The 18,603-nt window shown below is 34.0% G+C and carries 15 protein-coding genes and 1 other RNA gene; 11 read left to right on the top strand and 5 right to left on the bottom strand.

Going from position 1 to position 18,603, the window contains the following annotated elements; all coding sequences use genetic code 11:
- Nucleotides 1-97: 97 nt before the first annotated feature.
- From NG655_RS04780 to thrC, 4 genes are all read left to right on the top strand, one after another.
- Nucleotides 98-2,629, top strand: a complete 2,532-nt coding sequence (locus NG655_RS04780) for an ATP-dependent Clp protease ATP-binding subunit (protein ID WP_252158202.1) — start codon at nucleotides 98-100, stop codon at nucleotides 2,627-2,629.
- 336 nt (nucleotides 2,630-2,965) lie between these two features.
- Nucleotides 2,966-5,410 carry a bifunctional aspartate kinase/homoserine dehydrogenase I gene (gene thrA, locus NG655_RS04775; RefSeq protein WP_252158201.1) on the top strand — a complete coding sequence of 815 codons (2,445 nt, stop codon included), beginning with the start codon at nucleotides 2,966-2,968 and terminating at the stop codon, nucleotides 5,408-5,410.
- Between the two features lie 3 nt (nucleotides 5,411-5,413).
- Nucleotides 5,414-6,343, top strand: a complete 930-nt coding sequence (locus NG655_RS04770) for a homoserine kinase (RefSeq protein WP_252158200.1) — start codon at nucleotides 5,414-5,416, stop codon at nucleotides 6,341-6,343.
- Nucleotides 6,340-7,635 (top strand): threonine synthase, encoded by a 1,296-nt coding sequence (thrC, locus tag NG655_RS04765; protein ID WP_252158199.1) that lies wholly within the window; start codon nucleotides 6,340-6,342, stop codon nucleotides 7,633-7,635. The genes NG655_RS04770 and thrC overlap by 4 nt, the downstream gene beginning before the upstream one ends.
- Here thrC and NG655_RS04760 read toward each other — a convergent pair whose 3' ends face one another.
- A complete protein-coding gene (locus tag NG655_RS04760) occupies nucleotides 7,636-9,243 on the bottom strand; it encodes an aminopeptidase P family protein (RefSeq protein ID WP_252158198.1) in 1,608 nt (535 codons plus the stop codon).
- 82 nt (nucleotides 9,244-9,325) lie between these two features.
- On the opposite strand from NG655_RS04760, the gene gcvT reads away from it, so the two are divergent.
- The 3 genes from gcvT to NG655_RS04745 are packed head-to-tail and all read left to right on the top strand — an operon-like array spanning nucleotide 9,326 to nucleotide 12,014.
- Entirely contained in the window at nucleotides 9,326-10,414 is a 1,089-nt protein-coding gene (gcvT, locus tag NG655_RS04755) for a glycine cleavage system aminomethyltransferase GcvT (protein WP_252158197.1), read from the top strand.
- Between the two features lie 8 nt (nucleotides 10,415-10,422).
- Nucleotides 10,423-11,235: a sugar nucleotide-binding protein gene (locus NG655_RS04750; RefSeq protein WP_252158196.1), complete on the top strand. Its 813-nt coding sequence runs from the start codon at nucleotides 10,423-10,425 to the stop codon at nucleotides 11,233-11,235.
- A gap of 56 nt (nucleotides 11,236-11,291) precedes the next feature.
- Nucleotides 11,292-12,014, top strand: a complete 723-nt coding sequence (locus tag NG655_RS04745) for a YebC/PmpR family DNA-binding transcriptional regulator (RefSeq protein ID WP_252158195.1) — start codon at nucleotides 11,292-11,294, stop codon at nucleotides 12,012-12,014.
- Here NG655_RS04745 and NG655_RS04740 read toward each other — a convergent pair.
- The 3 genes from NG655_RS04740 to NG655_RS04730 are packed head-to-tail and all read right to left on the bottom strand — an operon-like array spanning nucleotide 11,998 to nucleotide 14,778.
- Nucleotides 11,998-12,495: a 1-acyl-sn-glycerol-3-phosphate acyltransferase gene (locus NG655_RS04740; protein WP_252158194.1), complete on the bottom strand. Its 498-nt coding sequence runs from the start codon at nucleotides 12,493-12,495 to the stop codon at nucleotides 11,998-12,000. The genes NG655_RS04745 and NG655_RS04740 overlap by 17 nt on opposite strands.
- A gap of 60 nt (nucleotides 12,496-12,555) precedes the next feature.
- Entirely contained in the window at nucleotides 12,556-13,293 is a 738-nt protein-coding gene (gene kdsB, locus NG655_RS04735) for a 3-deoxy-manno-octulosonate cytidylyltransferase (protein WP_252158193.1), read from the bottom strand.
- A 60-nt stretch (nucleotides 13,294-13,353) separates the two neighbouring features.
- On the bottom strand, nucleotides 13,354-14,778 hold the full coding sequence (locus NG655_RS04730) for an ATP-dependent DNA helicase (RefSeq protein ID WP_252158192.1): 1,425 nt from the start codon (nucleotides 14,776-14,778) through the stop codon (nucleotides 13,354-13,356).
- A gap of 95 nt (nucleotides 14,779-14,873) precedes the next feature.
- Between NG655_RS04730 and NG655_RS04725 the strand changes: the two genes are divergently transcribed.
- Genes NG655_RS04725 through NG655_RS04715 form a run of 3 tightly spaced genes read left to right on the top strand, consistent with a single transcriptional unit; the run spans nucleotide 14,874 to nucleotide 16,799 of the window.
- Nucleotides 14,874-15,518: a hypothetical protein gene (locus tag NG655_RS04725; protein WP_252158191.1), complete on the top strand. Its 645-nt coding sequence runs from the start codon at nucleotides 14,874-14,876 to the stop codon at nucleotides 15,516-15,518.
- A complete protein-coding gene (locus tag NG655_RS04720) occupies nucleotides 15,502-16,266 on the top strand; it encodes a DUF3822 family protein (protein ID WP_252158190.1) in 765 nt (254 codons plus the stop codon). The genes NG655_RS04725 and NG655_RS04720 overlap by 17 nt, the downstream gene beginning before the upstream one ends.
- Nucleotides 16,266-16,799, top strand: coding sequence for an RsmD family RNA methyltransferase (locus NG655_RS04715; RefSeq protein ID WP_252158189.1), 534 nt, complete (start codon nucleotides 16,266-16,268; stop codon nucleotides 16,797-16,799). Before NG655_RS04720 ends, NG655_RS04715 begins: the two co-directional genes overlap by 1 nt.
- Here the strand turns inward: NG655_RS04715 and rnpB are convergent.
- Nucleotides 16,798-17,098: RNase P RNA component class A (gene rnpB / locus NG655_RS04710), an RNA gene on the bottom strand. The genes NG655_RS04715 and rnpB overlap by 2 nt on opposite strands.
- Before the next feature lie 89 nt (nucleotides 17,099-17,187).
- Between rnpB and dnaX the strand changes: the two genes are divergently transcribed.
- Nucleotides 17,188-18,273 (top strand): DNA polymerase III subunit gamma/tau, encoded by a 1,086-nt coding sequence (dnaX, locus tag NG655_RS04705; protein WP_252158188.1) that lies wholly within the window; start codon nucleotides 17,188-17,190, stop codon nucleotides 18,271-18,273.
- Nucleotides 18,274-18,603 lie beyond the last annotated feature (330 nt).

The raw sequence follows: 18,603 nt of genomic DNA, 5'->3' as shown, positions 1-18,603 counted from the left end.
TTCTTTGGTATTTCAAAAATATTTTGTCTATTAGCTATAGTATACATTCAAATGGAATAGTTTTTGAATTATTTAATGATAATGAAATAGAATAGATATGGACGATAATTTTTCACCAAGAGTAAAAGATGTTATTTCCTTCAGTAAGGAAGAAGCTTTGCGATTAGGTCATGACCATATTGGAACCGAGCACCTTATGCTTGGTATACTCAGAGATGGCGAAGGGAAAGCAATTTCAATACTGAATGCAATTGATGTAGATTTAGACAATCTAAGAAGAAAAGTAGAGATATTAAATCCAGCTCTTTTAGACAGTTCTGGAATTGGTAACTCAAAGAAAAACTTACACTTAACTCGTCAAGCTGAACGAGCTTTAAAAACAACCTTTCTTGAAGCAAAATTGTTTCAAAGTGATCTAATTAACACAGCACACTTGTTGTTGTGCATTTTGAGGAATGAAAATGACCCTACCACTAAACTCCTTGAAAAACTAGACATTAACTACGATTTAGCAAAAGAACAATTTAAGCTTTTACTAACTTCCGACAACGAATACAATGACTTCAATCCATCGGCCTCTTTCTCCGACGAAAAGGAAGATGATGCAGAGGAAAACAAAGAAAATCCTTTCGTTCCTACTTTAGAAACAGCAAAAGGGAAAAAATCTAAAACTCCAGTTCTAGATAATTTTGGAAAAGACATTACAGCTTTAGCACGAGAAGATAAGCTTGATCCTGTTGTTGGCCGTGAAAAAGAAATTGAACGAGTTTCTCAGATTTTAAGTAGACGTAAAAAAAACAACCCTTTGTTAATTGGAGAACCAGGTGTTGGGAAATCTGCAATTGCAGAAGGTTTGGCTTTGAGAATTGTTGAGAAAAAAGTTTCTCGAGTACTTTATGGTAAGAGATTAGTGTCACTTGATCTTGCCAGCTTAGTCGCTGGAACAAAATATAGAGGACAATTCGAAGAACGAATGAAAGCGGTCATGAATGAGTTAGAAAAAAACGATGACATCATTCTTTTTATAGATGAAATCCACACGATTGTCGGAGCCGGTGGGGCTACCGGAAGCCTTGATGCTTCTAATATGTTTAAACCTGCCCTTGCCCGTGGGGAAATTCAATGCATTGGAGCAACTACTTTGGATGAATACAGACAAAGTATCGAAAAAGATGGAGCTCTAGAAAGACGTTTCCAAAAAGTAGTCGTTGAACAAACGAGCGAAGAAGAAACTATTGAGATTCTGAAAAACATAAAAGAAAAATATGAAAGTCATCATAATGTTTCATTCACAGATGAAGCAATTGTTGCTTGCGTAGAACTAACCAGCCGTTATGTATCCGATCGTTTTCTGCCAGACAAAGCAATTGACGCTTTAGATGAAGCAGGTTCTCGAGTTCATATAAACAATATGAATGTTCCACAAGATGTAATTGATTTAGAGGAAGAACTCGAACGTGTTAAAGAACACAAAAATGAAGTTGTTAAAAAGCAAAAATACGAGGAAGCAGCTAAGCTAAGAGATGATGAAAAGAGGGTTGAAAAAAACCTTTTATCCGCTCAGGAAAAATGGCATGAAGAATCTAAATTAAACCGAGTTGTTGTTACAGAAACTCATATATCTGATGTAGTTTCAATGATGACAGGTATTCCGGTTAACAAAATTGTAAAATCTGAGAAAAACAAACTCTCTAAGCTAGGAGATACTATTGGGTCTAAATTAATTGGCCAACAAGATGCAGTTGAAAAAGTTGTAAAAGCAATTCAACGTAATCGTGCAGGTCTAAAAGCTGCTGATAAACCCATCGGTTCTTTTATATTCCTAGGTCAAACAGGAGTAGGAAAAACTCAACTTGCAAAAATTCTCGCAAGTGAAATGTTTGAATCTGAAGAAAATTTGATCCGTATTGACATGAGCGAATACATGGAGAAATTCGCCATATCTAGATTAATTGGTGCTCCTCCAGGTTATGTGGGATATGAAGAAGGTGGACAGTTAAGTGAGAAAGTTAGACGTAAACCCTACTCTGTTATTTTACTTGATGAAGTTGAAAAAGCACACCCGGATGTATTTAATATGCTCCTTCAGGTTCTAGATGATGGTTTTTTGACAGACAGTTTAGGAAGAAAAATAAACTTCCAAAATACAATCATTATAATGACTTCAAACATCGGAGCTCGTAAGCTTAAAGACTTTGGTACAGGTGTAGGATTTTCGACTGCTGCACAAAAGGCACAAACAGATGATATTGAGCGAGGAGTTATTGAAGGTGCCTTAAAAAAGACTTTTGCTCCTGAATTTCTAAACAGAGTTGACGATATTGTAATCTTCAACAGTCTTGAAAAAGAGGATATCATGAAGATTGTAGATTTAGAATTGAAGAAGCTTGAAACTAGAGTAAATAAACTAGGATATAAATTCAAACTTTCTAAGAAAGCGAAAGAGTTTATTGGAGACAACGGTTTTGACAAGAAGTATGGCGCCAGACCGCTTTCCAGAGCAATTCAAAAGTACATTGAAGATATAATTGCTGAAGAAATTGTTAACAGTAGAACCAAAGAAGGTGATGTTTTTAAACTGGATTGGGACGGAAAATCAGAAAAATTATCTTTAGAAATAAACGCTTAAAATAATACCAAAACCCTTTTTTACGAATAATTCGTTTTTAAGGGTTATTTTTTGCTTAAAATAAAAGGCTAAAATGTTTCAAATCAGATGCATTTGAATTATTTTTGCACTATGAATAATAAAATTAACATTTTATTGACCGAAAATACCCTCAACACTCTAATGTTGAGCACTGCCCCTAATTTTAATTCAACTACAGTTACAACAACCCCTTAGGGGTTATAATCATATATCTGTAGATCTTGAATTTATTTCACAAAAACATAAAAAATACACTCATACACTCAAAAGGTTTAGATATATGAACCTATTTAAACCTAAACAAAATTTCGTAAAATGAAAATTCTAAAATTTGGTGGTACATCTGTCGCCAATTCTAAAAATATAGCTCAAGTTGCCTCAATTGTTTCAAATGTTAATGAAAAAAATGTAGTTGTAGTCTCCGCATTAGGTGGAGTTACCGATCTTCTACTAGAAGCTCTCTATATAGCGGCGTCTGGTGACTCTAACTTTGTTGATACACTGAAAAAAATTGAAGAACGTCATCTAGAGCCCATTAGAGCCTCTATCCCTGCTCAAAGCCAAAGCAGTTCAATTAGCTTTTTAAAATCAGAGCTCAACCATTTAGAAACCATCTTAGAGGGGGTTATGATGCTTAAGGAAACTACTCCTAGGACGATTGCAAAAGTTAGTTCCTATGGAGAAATTTTATCAAGTAACATTATCAATGAAATATTCAAGGTTAACAATATAGATGTTGCTTTAAAAGATGGTAGAGATTTAATTGAAACTCAAATTCAAGGAAATAAATCTATTGTTAATTGGAGTTCTACCCAGAATAAAATTGATGCCTTTTTTGAAAGTAACAATTCAAAAACTACCTTAGTACCAGGGTTTGTTGCTAGAGATGCCGATGGAAACTCTTCGACACTTGGACGTGGTGGTTCAGATTTTACTGCTGCTATTTTAGCCTATGCTTTAAATGCAGATATACTTGAAATTTGGACAGATGTTAGTGGAATGTATACTTCTAATCCCAAACTTGTAAAACAAGCCACACCGATAAATAAATTATCGTATTTCGAGGCTATGGAACTTTCACATTTTGGTGCCAAGGTAATTTTCCCTCCTACTCTTCAGCCACTTGTAGAAAAACAAATCCCGGTTTTAATAAAAAACACATTTGCTCCAGAAGATCTTGGAACTAGAATAGACAATTCAGCTAATGACTCAAGTAATGGTGTGGTTAAAGGAATCAGTCATATCGGTGAAATTAGTTTAATCAGTCTTGAAGGAAGTGGAATGGTAGGAATTCCAGGATTTTCTAAGAGACTTTTTGAAGTTCTTTCAGTTTCAAATATTAATGTAATCATGATCACTCAAGCTTCTTCCGAGCATTCGATTTGTATTGCGGTAAGAAGTGAAGATGATTTAAAAGCTAAAGAAGTAATTGATACAGAGTTTGCTTTTGAAATTTCTTTACAAAAGGTAGCTCCTGCAAGTATTGAAAATAATCTTGTAAATGTTGCTATAGTTGGTGACAACATGAAAAATCACCAAGGAATAAGTGGCAAAATGTTTAGTTCTCTTGGAGCGAATAATGTGAATATTAGAGCGATTGCTCAGGGTGCGTCAGAACGAAACATTTCGATCATGATAAACAAAAAGGATACACAAAAGGCTTTAAATACCTTACATGAAACCTTTTTTGAAAATGATATTAAAGAGCTTAACCTATTCATAATAGGTGTTGGTAATGTAGGGAGTAAACTTCTTGAGCAAATTGAAAAACAGAAAAAATATCTTGAGGATAATTTACTTTTAAGAATCAGAGTTATTGCGATCTCTAATTCAAGAAAGATGATCCTAGGGAATGAATCTCTTGATCTAAACAATTGGGAAAAAAATCTTGAAAACGGTGTACAAGCAGATGTGAATGCCTTTTTTAATCATGCCAAAGGATTGAACTTAAGGAATAGCATATTTGTAGACAATACTGCAAACGCCTCTATTGCTTATGAATATGAGCGTTACCTGAATAATAACATTGGTGTTGTAACATGTAACAAGATTGCGTGTGCAGATAGCTTAGAGAATTATAAAAACTTAAAAAGATCTTCAAGAAAATACGGAAGTCCTTTTTTATTCGAAACAAATGTAGGAGCTGGCCTTCCAATAATTGATACCTTAAATAATTTAATTGCATCTGGGGATCAAATCGTTAAAATTCAAGCTGTACTTTCTGGTAGTTTAAATTTTGTATTTAACAACTTCAAAGAAGGAACTGAGTTCAAAGATGTTGTTGTTCAAGCTCAAAAAGAAGGGTATACAGAACCCGATCCAAAAATAGATCTAAGTGGTATTGATGTTGCTCGGAAAATTTTGATTTTAGCAAGAGAAAGTGGAATGGAAATAGAACTAGATCAAATAGAAAATGTTCCTTTTCTTCCAAAAGAATGCTTAGATACACCGGACAACGATAGCTTCTTTGAATCCTTGATTACTCATAAGGACCACTTTGATGGTTTATTATCAAAAGCAGATGCTAAAGATGCGCGTTTGAAATACGTTGCGCAATTAGAAAATGGAATCGCTAAAGTAGGTCTTCAAGAAATCCCTGAAGGTCATGATTTTTATAATCTTGAAGGAAGTGATAACATTATCTTATTCTACACCAACCGTTATATTAATCAGCCTTTAATTGTTAAGGGCGCTGGTGCTGGTGCTGAAGTTACTGCATCTGGTATTTTTGCAGATATTATTAGAATTGGTAAACGATAGGTCATGAATGAAATTAAAATATTTTGTCCTGCCAGCGTAGCGAACGTTTCTTGCGGCTTTGATGTTCTTGGTTTTTGCCTAGATCAAGTTGGAGACGAAATGATTATCCGAAAAACAGACAAAAAAGGAATTCATATCCTAAAAATTGAAGGACAAGATTTACCCTTGGAAACTCACAAAAATGTAGCTGGAGTCGCTGCTTTAGCTCTTTTAGAAGAACATGAAGCTCCTTGTGGTTTTGAAATTGAAATTTACAAGAAAATTAAAGCAGGAAGCGGTATTGGAAGCAGTGCAGCAAGTTCAGCAGGAGCTGTTTTTGGAATAAATGAACTCCTAGGAAGACCTTTCACGAATAAAGAATTAATAAAATTTGCAATGAAGGGTGAAGAACTAGCGAGTGGTTCTGCTCATGCAGATAATGTTTCCCCTGTATTACTAGGGGGCTTTACATTGGTTCGATCTGCTAAGCAAGCCGATGTTATTGCGTTGCCGAGTCCTTCTGAATTATACGCTACTGTTTTACATCCTAAAATTGAACTTAAAACATCGGATGCAAGAGCAGTTTTAAAGAAAAATATTTTACTTGAAAAAGCAATAGAACAATGGGGTAATCTTGCAGCTTTGGTAAGTGGTTTATATTCGGAAGACTATGAGTTAATCGGAAGATCTTTAGTCGATGTAGTAATAGAGCCTCACAGATCAGCATTAATTCCAGGTTTTAAAAACTTAAAAGAAGCAGCAATACAAAACGGTGCTTTAGGTAGTGGGATTTCTGGATCAGGACCCTCAATTTTTGCCTTGAGCAAAGGGGAAAATACTGCCCAAATAGTTGGAAAATCAATGTCAAAAGAATTCAAATCTTTGGATATTGATTTTGAAATACACATTTCAAAGATTAACCCTAAGGGTATTCATATTATTTCATCAAAATGATTTACAACAGCTTAAATAACAAATCAGAACCTGCTAAATTTGAGGAAGCAGTAGTTCGAGGTATCGCTCCAGATAGAGGATTATATTTTCCCGAAAAAATACATCGATTACCTGATTCATTTTTTGAAAATATTGAATCGAAATCTATTCCTGATATTGCATATGATGCAATTGCTCCTTTTCTTGAGGGAAGTATACCTGAATTAGAACTTAAAAAAATAATCTCTGAAACTCTTGACTTTGAATTTCCTGTCATACCCATCCATGACAATATAGGAACTCTAGAATTATTTCAAGGACCAACACTAGCTTTTAAGGATGTCGGAGCTCGCTTTATGGCGCGTTGTTTAGGGTATTTTAATAAAGAAAATTCAAGTCAAAAAGTAACCGTACTTGTAGCAACTTCTGGAGATACAGGAGGTGCTGTTGCTAACGGTTTTTTAGGCGTTTCTGGTATTGAAGTTGTTATCCTCTACCCTAAAGGAAAAGTAAGTAAAGTACAAGAACAACAGCTAACTACCTTAGGACAAAACATTACCGCTCTTGAAGTGAACGGAACCTTTGACGATTGTCAAGACATGGTTAAAACTGCTTTTTTAGACCAAGAAATAACAACTCAAAAACAACTAACGTCAGCTAATTCAATTAATGTAGCTCGTTGGTTACCTCAAATGTTCTACTATTTTATTGCTTACAGAGAACTTAAGAAACACAATAAACCACTTGTCATATCAGTTCCCAGTGGTAATTTTGGGAATATTTGCGCAGGTTTAATGGCGCATCAAATAGGACTTCCTATTGATCATTTTGTGGCAAGCACTAACATTAATGATGTTGTTCCTGATTATTTAAAAACAGGAGTATACAAACCTATTAAATCTTCACCGACTATTTCAAATGCAATGGATGTTGGTGATCCTTCGAATTTCATAAGAATCTTAAAGATTTTTGGGAATAACTTTGAAAACCTCAAAGAAATGTTATCAGGATATCGATATACTGATGAAGAAACAAGAGTGGCATTAAAAGAAATACACCAAACCTCGGGATATGTTGCAGATCCGCATGGAGCTGTTGGATATTTAGGATTAAAGGATTATTTAAAAAATCATCCAAATAAATATGGTATATTTTTAGAAACTGCTCATCCTGTTAAATTCTTAGATACTGTTGAAGAAACTTTGGACATCAAGGTTGAAGTTCCTGAAAGACTACAAGAAACCTTATCTAAAACCAAAAAAAGTATTGAGATAAATGATTACCAAGGTTTAAAAAAATTTTTAATCCACTAACTATTCATCAATATTAGGGAGTAGAAATTGATCTAATGGACTTGATTCTTTCATGAGTTCTTCAATTGCTTGCCAAGACCTGGGTGCATTTGAAGAAAGATTAATCGGTCCGTTTTCTGTAATCATTATGTCATCTTCAATTCGAATTCCTATTCCCCACCACTTTGGGTCGCAGGGACTATTTTTAGGGATATATATCCCAGGTTCTACAGTAATTACAGCATTTGCTTTTAAAGAGCCAAAATTGGTTAAATCATGAACATCAAGACCAATATGATGGGAGGCTCCGTGAGGATAATAGGTTCTAAAATCTGCCTCTGATTTAATAATTCCGAGTCGCATTAAACCCGCTTTAACTACTTCTTGGGTTGCTTTTGTTATTGAACCTAAGGTACTACCAACTTTAGAGGCTTCAATCCCTGCATTTTGAGCATCATAAACAATTTGGTATACTTGTTTTTGTAATTCGGAAAAAGAACCATCTTTAGGGATTGTTCGGGTAATATCTGCGGTGTAGCCTTCGTACTCAGCTCCCAAATCCATTAATATCAAATCGGAATCTAAACCAACATCATCATTTTCTATATAATGCAAAACACAAGCATTTGAACCGGCTCCTACAATCGAGGGATAACCTTCATAAGCAGCCCCATATTTTTTGAATACAAATTCATGAATTCCTTGAATTTCTCTTTCAGACATATTTGGACGCATTGCCTTCATAACTTCACGTTGTCCTACCACTGAAATATTAATTGCCTTTTTAAGCAATATAAGCTCCTCCTCTGTTTTTACTTCTCGTTGATCTCCTAATAGTTGACTCAATAACTCAACATCAAAATACTGATCCTTTAATAAAAAGGCAACTTGCATTTTTAAATCATCTGGAACAGCAAGTGAAGATGATTTTAAGAAATTTTGAATTGCAGGATCGTTACCAATAGATTCATTTCGACTCGAATACCATTCAATTTCTTTCTTTAAAGATGCTAGATCTTCCTCAGCAACAGTACGTATACTCCTTAGTAATCGATGACGTAATCGATTAAAATTTTGAGGGTAGTTTACATTCTCTTTAAAAGTTCTTTGTAAATCATATAAATCATAAGGATCGTTCTTATTATCTCGAACATCATTCTGAAAATCAAAAATTAAAACTTCTTCAAAAGCTGTGAAATTACTTTGACTTTCAATAAAGTCTGATCGCAGTAAAACCCGATCTATACCAAGCTTTGACGCTCCCTCTAATCCCAATCTATATCCATTCCATTGTTCTTTAAAAGGGTCTCTTTCTTGAACATAAAGTTGCTCTGTATAACTACCTTGTTCATCAATTTGAGAGTTTTTATATACTACCAAAACGGCGTGGGGTTCTTTAAACCCTGTTAAATAATAAAAGTTCGGATCTTGATGATAAACATAGTCTACATCATTCGCTCTATTTCGCACCGGATTTGCAAACAAAACAGCTACGCTATTTGCTGGCATTTTTGATCGAAGAGCTTCTCTTTTAGATTTATGAAACTCAGGTTTTAAAACTGATTCTTGAGCAGTTACACTAAAAAAAGATAAAAAAAGGAATATTAAACTAGTTGATAATTTTGGCATATACATTTTATTTAATCAAATATAAATAAGTAAAAACAACTTATCTTTACCTTCAAATATACCAATTAATAAAAAGATTTAAATGTTAAAAACATCGCTTTATGATACGCATATTGCTCTTGGAGCTAAAATGGTTTCTTTTGGAGGTTTTCTTATGCCGGTTCAGTATGAAGGAGTCACTAAAGAGCATCTTTGTGTAAGAGAAAATCTAGGGGTTTTTGACGTTTCTCATATGGGAGAATTTTTTATTGAAGGTCCTAACGCACTTTCCTTACTTCAGCATATTTGCAGTAACGATATTTCAAAATTAATTCCTGGAAAAGCTCAGTATAATTATTTACCGAACAGTTCCGGTGGAGTTGTTGATGATCTAATCGTATATAAAATAAATGATTCAAAATACCTGCTCGTAGTTAATGCCTCTAACATTGAAAAAGATTGGGAATGGATTAGAAAACAAAATGAAGAGTTTAATGCAGATATCAAAAATGAATCTGACGCTTATTCGTTGTTGGCAATTCAAGGGCCTAAAGCAATTGAAGCCATGCAATCTCTTTCGGATGTTGACTTAAGTGTGCTTCCATTTTATGCACATAAAACAGGAACTTTTGCGGGTGTTGAGGGAGTTTTAATCGCTACCACGGGATATACCGGTTCAGGAGGATTAGAACTATATATTCCGAATGAAAACGTTAAACAGGTTTGGGATGAAGTATTTGAAGCTGGAGCATCTTACGGAATTACTCCAATTGGTCTTGCAGCCCGAGATACCTTACGCCTTGAAATGGGATATTGCCTCTATGGAAATGAAATATCGGAAACACAATCTCCAATTGAAGCTGGACTAGGTTGGGTAACTCGTCCTGATACTAACTTCATTAATTCAGATAAAATTGGTATTGAAAAAAAGGAAGGAACCCCAAAAAAATTAATTGGTTTTCAGTTAGAGGAAAGAGGGATTCCTAGATCAGGTCATTTCTTATTTGATCTGAATGGAAATCAAATTGGGACAGTAACTTCTGGAACACAAGCTCCGAGTCTTGGAAAAGGAATCGGACTAGGATATGTTATAGCGGAGTTTAGTTCTGTTGGTTCTAAAATAAAACTGCAAGTAAGAAACAAAATGTTAAATGCAACTGTAGTTTCCCTTCCCTTTTATAAAGATAAATAAGGTTTCTATTGAAAAAAATTCTAATTCTTGGAGCAAGTGGCTTTATTGGCAATTGCCTTTATAGAGAATTACACCCTTATTTTGACCTATACGGTACTTATAATAGCTCCAATCGTTTTTCTAAACAACATAACTTCTTTCATTATGATCTGGAAGAAGATCAAATTCTATCCGTTGTTAAAAAAGTAAAACCACAGCTTATTATTTCATGTTTAAGAGGGTCTTTTGCGTCTCAAGTTGCTTGTCACGAAAAACTAGTAGATTATATAAATCATTTTGATTGTAGATTAATGTTCTTCTCTTCAGCAAATGTTTTCGATGCATTTGAGCACTACCCCTCTTACGAATTTGATAAAACTTTATCTGAAAGCCCTTATGGGAAGTATCAGATTAAAATTGAAAACAGCTTACTAAAACTCCCCCCAAGTAAATATGTAATAGGAAGGCTACCGATGGTTTTCGGAACAAATGCACCCAGAGTTAAAGAGATCGATAATCAAGTTAAAAATGGAATACCCATAGAAGTATTTCCTAATACAATTATTAATGTAAACAGTGATCGTAGATTAAGTCAGCAAATACATTATATCATTAATCAGAAACTAACTGGAGTTTTTCATTTAGGAAGTTCTGATTTAATTACACACTTCGATTTTATAAAACGAATTATAGCGAGAAGAAAATTAGAAGGAGCTATTTATAAACAAATTTATACAAGAAATGATATGAGATATCTTGTAGCACTCCCAAAAAACAACAAACTTCCTGAACATCTTCATGTTTCTTATGAATCTATACTTGAAGATTTATATTTACCCTAAAGGTGTTTTATGTAGAACAATACTTTTTTATATTTGTAAATAACAAAAAAACGGAAATGGGTAGAGCATTTGAATTTAGGAAAGCAAGAAAAATGAAACGTTGGTCGGCAATGGCTAAAACCTTTACTCGAATTGGTAAAGATATTGTTATTGCAGTAAAAGAAGGAGGACCAGATGCTGCCAATAATGCTCGATTAAGAGCAGTAATTCAAAATGCTAAAGCTGCCAACATGCCTAAGGACAATGTTGAACGCGCCATTAAAAAAGCTTCTGATAAGAATACCGAAAACTATAAAGAAGTTTTGTTTGAGGGATATGCTCCTTTTGGGATTGCAGTTTTGGTTGAAACAGCAACAGACAACAACAATAGAACCGTTGCTAACATCAGAAGTTATTTTAACAAAGCAAACGGAAACTTAGGGACTTCTGGTTCGGTAGAATTTATGTTTGACCGTACTTGTAACTTTAGAATTAATCCTGAAAACATTGATCCAGAAGAACTAGAACTTGAGTTCATTGATGTAGGGGTCGAAGAAGTTTTTGCAGATGAAGATGGTGTTCTCTTGTATGGACCCTTTGAGAACTTTGGTGCTATTCAAAAAGAATTAGAAAATCGATCTTTAGAAATTCTATCTTCCGGATTCGAAAGGATCCCTCAGACACTTACTAAATTAAGTGCTGAACAAATCGAAGAAGTTGAAAAACTAATTGAAAAAATTGAAGAAGATGATGATGTAATGAATGTTTATCATAATCTTGACCTTACGGACCAAGCGTAGCATTTTCTGAGTTTTTTCCCACTACCCCTTTAAAATAAGATTTCATTTTATGAAAATCTTTTTCGATATCCTCTGTTGGTGTAAATACAGGATAAAAGACTACTTCTCTTTTCGAATAATCAAATGCTACTAACTGAATGGGTACATTTGCTCCTTTTGCTATATAATAAAAACCTGTCTTCCAGTCGTCAACTCGTTTCCTGGTCCCTTCTGGAGCAATTGCTAATCTGAATGTATCTCGTTCGTTATAGATCTTTACAATTCCTTCTACAACATTTTGATTCCCAGCTCTATTTAATGGTGCTCCACCCAACCCCTTAAAAAACCAGGAGGTGAAGGGATTGAATAATTCTTTTTTACCAACGTAATTAATTTCTTCTTTGATTATGGAACGAATCATGATTGCAAGAACAAAATCATAATTACTTGTATGCGGATAAACAGCAACAACAACTTTTGGTAAATCAGCAAATGACCCCACAGTTTTCCATTTAAGAATCTTAATTAAAATTAGTTTTGAAAAAAAACGGAACATATAGTTTTACGATTTGTTATTTAAAAATTGCTGAGCTTTTATTAGGTCTTCAGGTGTATCAATTCCAATTGCAGCTTGGTCGGTTAAGACCATTTTCATTTTCTTTCCCTGTTCTAAATACCGAATACATTCAATTTTTTCAGCTTGTTCTAGGGGAGTCATATCTGAATGACTAAAATGAATTAAAGCTTCTTTTCTAAAGGCATAAACACCCAAGTGCTTATGATATAATTGAGGAATATTTGTAGCTCGATAAAAAGGAATTGGACTTCTAGAAAAATATAAAGCAAAATTATTCTGATCTACAATTACCTTTACATTATTTGGATTTTGAATTTCATTTTGCTCTACAAGAGGAATCATTAAGGATGCTAAATCAATTTCTTTGTTTGAGTCATTTTTGAAAACATCCAGTAAAGCGCTTAGACTTGGCTCGTTTAAAAAAGGTTCGTCCCCTTGAATATTAACTACTATGTCAGCGTCAGTATTCAACACAGACTCTGCAATTCGATCACTACCACATTCGTGTTCTTTGATACTCCTAAATACTTTTCCACCCAAAGATTCAATTTCTTGCTGTATTGCATCGCTGTCGGTTGCTACGATTACTTCAGAAAAAAGCTCTGTATTGAGGACATTCTGATAGGTGTGTGCAATTACGGTTTGACTACCAAGTTTCTGCATTAGTTTTCCAGGAAATCTTGATGCTTGATATCGTGCCGGAATAACTGCTATTACTTTCATATTGAATAGATGTTTATCAAAAATACTAAGAGCGTTTTAAACTTAGGGTCAAGTTGGGGATTAATTGATAAAAAAATCATTCTTAAAACCAACGAGGTATAAATTTGATTGAGCTCTAGTTATTGCGGTGTAGAGCCATCTAAAATAACTTAAATCTATACCCTCTGGAAGATAGGGTTGTTCAATAAAAACATTTTTCCATTGACCTCCCTGTGACTTATGGCATGTTATTGCGTAGGAATATTTTACCTGTAAAGCGTTGAAATAAGGGTTGTTTTTAACAGCCATAAATCTTTTATACTTAGAAGTTAAATGGATATAATCTTCTTGAACAGCTTGATACAACTCATTCCCTTCTTCATAGGTTAAAGATGGACTCTCAGAGGTAAGTGTATCGAGCAGGAGGACTGTTTCAAAAGGTTTTTCTTCTGGATAATCAACCAACTGAACTTCTACTGTTGCGAATTTAAAATTATAGAGATCATGATGACTTATAATTCTCAAAACCTTAATTAAATCTCCATTGGCTATAAAACCAGGATCTGATTCTGGTTCTAACCAAAAATAATTATTCTTAACAACCATCAATTGATCCCCAACGGAAAGTTCTGCTTCTAGAAATAAAATTCTACTTCGAATTTGCTGGTTATACAAATTTGCTCTCTTATTAGATCTTACGATAAATACAGTATCTTCTAGTCCATCGTTTCGAAGCGCATCGTCTAGTAATTCAAGAATTTCATTTCCGTCTTGTAACCTGAGTACATCAGTCCCAATTGAAAGATCAAAAGAATATGAATCTAAATAATCCGTTTCCATTTGAGTTCTTAGTTGGGTTGCATTAGCCAAAATTCCGGAATCTTGACTTTGTCGAACTACTTCCTTCAATTCTAATTCTGTAATTTGTTTATTAAACTGTCTTTCTAGATAATCAGCATCTAAAGCTGGACTAATGTTTAAATGAACTGGTGGTAGCTGAGCAGGGTCACCCACCAACAATAACTTACAATTCAAACCCGCATCTACATATTGCATTAAATCATCTAATAAGGATCCGTTTTCAAATAACTTAGCACTTTGACGATCATCTCCAATCATAGAAGCCTCATCTACAATAAAAAGAGTGTTTTTAAATTTATTCGGCTTTAAAACAAACTTCACCCCAGAACCTTGCTCCGCTTTGGTATAATAAATTTGTTTGTGAATTGTAAAAGCCTTTTTGTATGAATAACCTGCAATAACCTTTGCTGCTCGTCCGGTTGGAGCCATTAGAACAGATTTAAAGTTGGCGTGAATTAAATACCTAACTAGGTGTCCAATTAAGGTAGATTTACCCGTACCTGCATATCCTTTCAATAAATAAAGAACCTGCTTTTCTTTAGTAAATAAAAAAGAAACTATCGATTCTAACCAGTGTTCTTGAGACTGAGTAGCCTCAAAAGGGAATTTATCTTTGAGTAGGTTTTTAAATTCTGGAGAATCCATTAGGTGATTTTAATTTTTGGGAAGATAATTCATTTCGTAAATACTTTTATGAATAAAAAAAAATTGTAGATTTGTTTTCAACAAAAATTTTAAAAATGAAGATTGCATTACAAGCTGTACTATGGATTTTAATCGTTTTTTTTAGTTATAAAATTTATGACTCTATTAACGGACCAATTAACTTTAATGAAACCAAAAACGAACGTTACGCTGACGTAATATCTCGTTTAAAAGAAATTAGAAAAGCTCAAATTGCGCATAAAGATGTAAAAGGTTTTTATGCAAATAATTTTGATAGCCTAGTTAAATTCATAGACAATGGTATTTTTACTTTAATTCAAAAACGTGATTCTAGTTACTTAGAATATGATAAAATTTATCGAATTGATATGCTTAAAGAGGTTGTTGTAGTGGATACTCTAGGATTCATTCCTGTTAAAGACTCCTTATTTAGAGACTACGACTATAGTCAATTAAGCAAAGTTCCTGTTGCAGGAATCGATGCTGAATTCTCTATTAAAGCAGATGTAATCAACAAAAACGATTACAGAGTTCCAGTATTCGAAGTAAAAGTTGACAAAAACATTATTTTATTCGATCAAAATAAAGATTTATTAAAACAAGAGAATGAAACAGTCTCTGTTGATGGGGTAAATGGTCCTGCAATTATATTAGGTTCACTAGTAGACGTGAGCGAAAACGGTAACTGGCCTTCTGTATTTGATGCTCCTAAAAACTAAAAAACATCAACCTAATGAATTATCCATCCTTGTTTTCAGGGATGGATTTTCTTTTTGTACTCTAGAGAGATCTGTTTTTTATAGTCTTAAAACTTCCGATGATCTCAACCTACAGTCCATCACTAGTTTTTTAAATGAAGAAAAACTTCCTACGGATCTTGTTCATGTGATTCATTCAGATACTTCAGCTGTTATTATTCCTCAGGAAATGTTTGATGAAAATAATGCTTCATTCTACTTATCAAAAGGGGTTACATTAAAAAAAGGAGAACAAATAGGTTATGATGTATTAGAATCTTTCAGCCAAGTGGTTGTTTATCCGGAGCCAATAAAGGTTATGGAGGTTTTAAAAGAAATTTTTCCTACACTTCAGTCTAAACATTTAGCTTCACAGTTATTGGCCCCGATAACTAAATATTCAATGGGAACTCCAAAAAAGCAACTTTTTGTAAATATCAGAAAGGGTGCTTTCGATTTATTCCTTTTTCAAGGGTCACAATTATTATTTTTCAACTCATTTGAACAGAACAATGTAGACGAATTTTTATACTATCTCTTTTACATAACAGAACAATTTTATCTCAATCCTGATAATTTTAAACTAGCCTTTCTAGGAGAATATGAATGTTATAAAGAATATTATGAAGGAGTTCAAGTATTTCACAATGACATCATCTATTTAGATGCGCCCTCTGAAAATAAATCCAGTACACACCCAATTCCATTTATAGAAAACAAATTTGCCTAATGAGAATTATTTCAGGGACTCTAAAAGGAAGAAGAATTACAGCACCCAAAAAACTGCCTGTACGACCAACAACAGACCGTTCTAAAGAAGCCTTATTTAATATTCTGACCAACTGGGTAAACTTTAATGAAATCCGTGTTTTAGATCTTTTTTCTGGAACTGGAAATATCAGTTATGAGTTTGTTTCTCGTGGGGTTGAAGATGTTGTATCGGTTGATCAAAATAAATTTTGCGCTCGTTTTATAGAACAAACAAGTGCTGAATTAAATTTGAATATTGATGTAATTTGCAAAAATGCATTTGACTTTCTTAAAAGACCCCAACAATCTTTTGATATTATCTTTGCCGACCCACCCTATGACATGCCACATTCGGATTTTGAAATGCTTGTTAATCTTGCTTTTGAAGGGAATTGGGTCAACAAAAATGGACAGGTTATTTTGGAACACTCAAAAGAATATGAATTTGAAAACCATCCGAAATTTCAATCTTCTAGAAATTACGGAAGTAATACCTTCAGTTTTTTTGAATAAAAAAAGCAGGCCATAAGCCGGATTCTGTCGAGTCTTATCATTTATCTAGGCTTTTAATTACTTAAAAGCTCAAACCGCCTACCCTTTTACATCGAACGAGCCGCTCTCAAACGTAAATTTACTTGGCGTTGCACCGTATAGAGTTTACCTGATTTCACTACAGCATTACCTGTACATACTTTCTGTTGCACTTGTCCTATTCGAATAAACGAACGACGGATGTTATCCGCTATACTGCTCTATGGTGTCCGGACTTTCCTCTCCTCATCTAAGATGAGCAGCGATAAGAGACCTGCTTTCGCAAAGGTACATATTATGTTAATAATTTAGCGGTTATTTAAGTTGCTGATAGTCGAATATAAGTTACTTTTTTTTACTTTTGAGATATATGGAACCCTTTGTAGTATCTGCTTTAAAATATAGACCACAACAATTCAAAGATGTTGTAGGACAATCTGCTATTACAGAGACTCTAAGCAATGCTATATTAAATAATAAACTTCCGCAGGCGCTGTTATTTTGCGGTCCTAGAGGAGTTGGAAAAACAACCTGTGCACGGATTCTGGCAAAACAAATTAATAGTAAGGATCACGAAAACATAGATCCCGACCAAGATTTTGCTTTTAATATTTTTGAACTTGATGCTGCCTCTAATAACTCTGTAGATGATATTAGAAATTTAAATGATCAAGTTCGAATTCCTCCACAAACCGGAACTCACAAAGTATATATCATTGATGAGGTTCATATGCTTTCAACTGCAGCTTTCAATGCATTTTTAAAAACACTTGAAGAACCTCCCAAGCATGTGATTTTTATTTTGGCAACGACAGAAAAACACAAAATAATACCAACCATACTTTCACGTTGTCAAATCTTTGAGTTTAAAAGAATCACAGCAAACGATACGCAAAAATATCTTGCTGATCTTGCACAGGATCAGGGAGTAGCCTTTGAAGATGAAGCCTTACACCTTATCGCTCAAAAAGCAGATGGAGCAATGCGAGATGCATTGTCGATTTTTGATCGAATGAGTAGTTTCTGTAATCAAAATTTAACTGCTGAGGCAGTATCCGAAAATTTAAATATCCTCGACAAAGGGGCTTACTTAAAATTCACTCATAATCTTATTGAAAATAAGATCCCCGAAAGTTTAATTCAATTTGACTCCATTCTTCAAAAAGGAATCGAAGGGCATCAATTCATGTCTGGACTTGCTGTTCATTTCCGAGATCTATTGATCAGTAAGAATCCTAAAACAATTCCTTTACTAGAGATTAGCGAAAGTCTTCAAGAAGCCTATGCAGAACAGGCAAAACAAATCTCTCTAAATTTTCTTCTCGATGCAATTGATTTAGCTCATTCCTGTGAATTAAATTTCAAGAATAGTAATAACAAACGACTTCATGTCGAACTTTGTATCATGCAGCTCGCTTCTCTCCACTTTGATGGAGAAAAAAAAAAGGATCGCTAATACCAACTCATAAGCTAAAGTATACAGAATCCAATACGAAACAGGGTTCGACTCCTATTCCCACTAATTCAGAATATAATACATCCCAAACCAAAGAAATTTTAAAGGAGGAGCCTCCTAAACAAGTTCCTGCACCTCCTCCGATTGTTAAACCGGAGATAAAAGATATTAACCTACAAAACAATCAGGTTTCTAGTCTTTCTATTTCTAGTATTAAAAAGAAAAAAGAATGGGAACAAAAGCAAAAACCAGTTCAAGAAATAGAAGAAAAACCGGTTAATGCATTTACAGAAGAAGAACTACTTGGCTTTTGGGAATCCTATAAAAATA

This window comes from Candidatus Arcticimaribacter forsetii, assembly GCF_910589745.1.
Lineage (GTDB): Bacteria > Bacteroidota > Bacteroidia > Flavobacteriales > Flavobacteriaceae > Arcticimaribacter > Arcticimaribacter forsetii.
The sequence above is the reverse complement of the archived record's forward strand: the minus strand, read 5'-3'. Positions and strand labels throughout refer to the sequence as shown.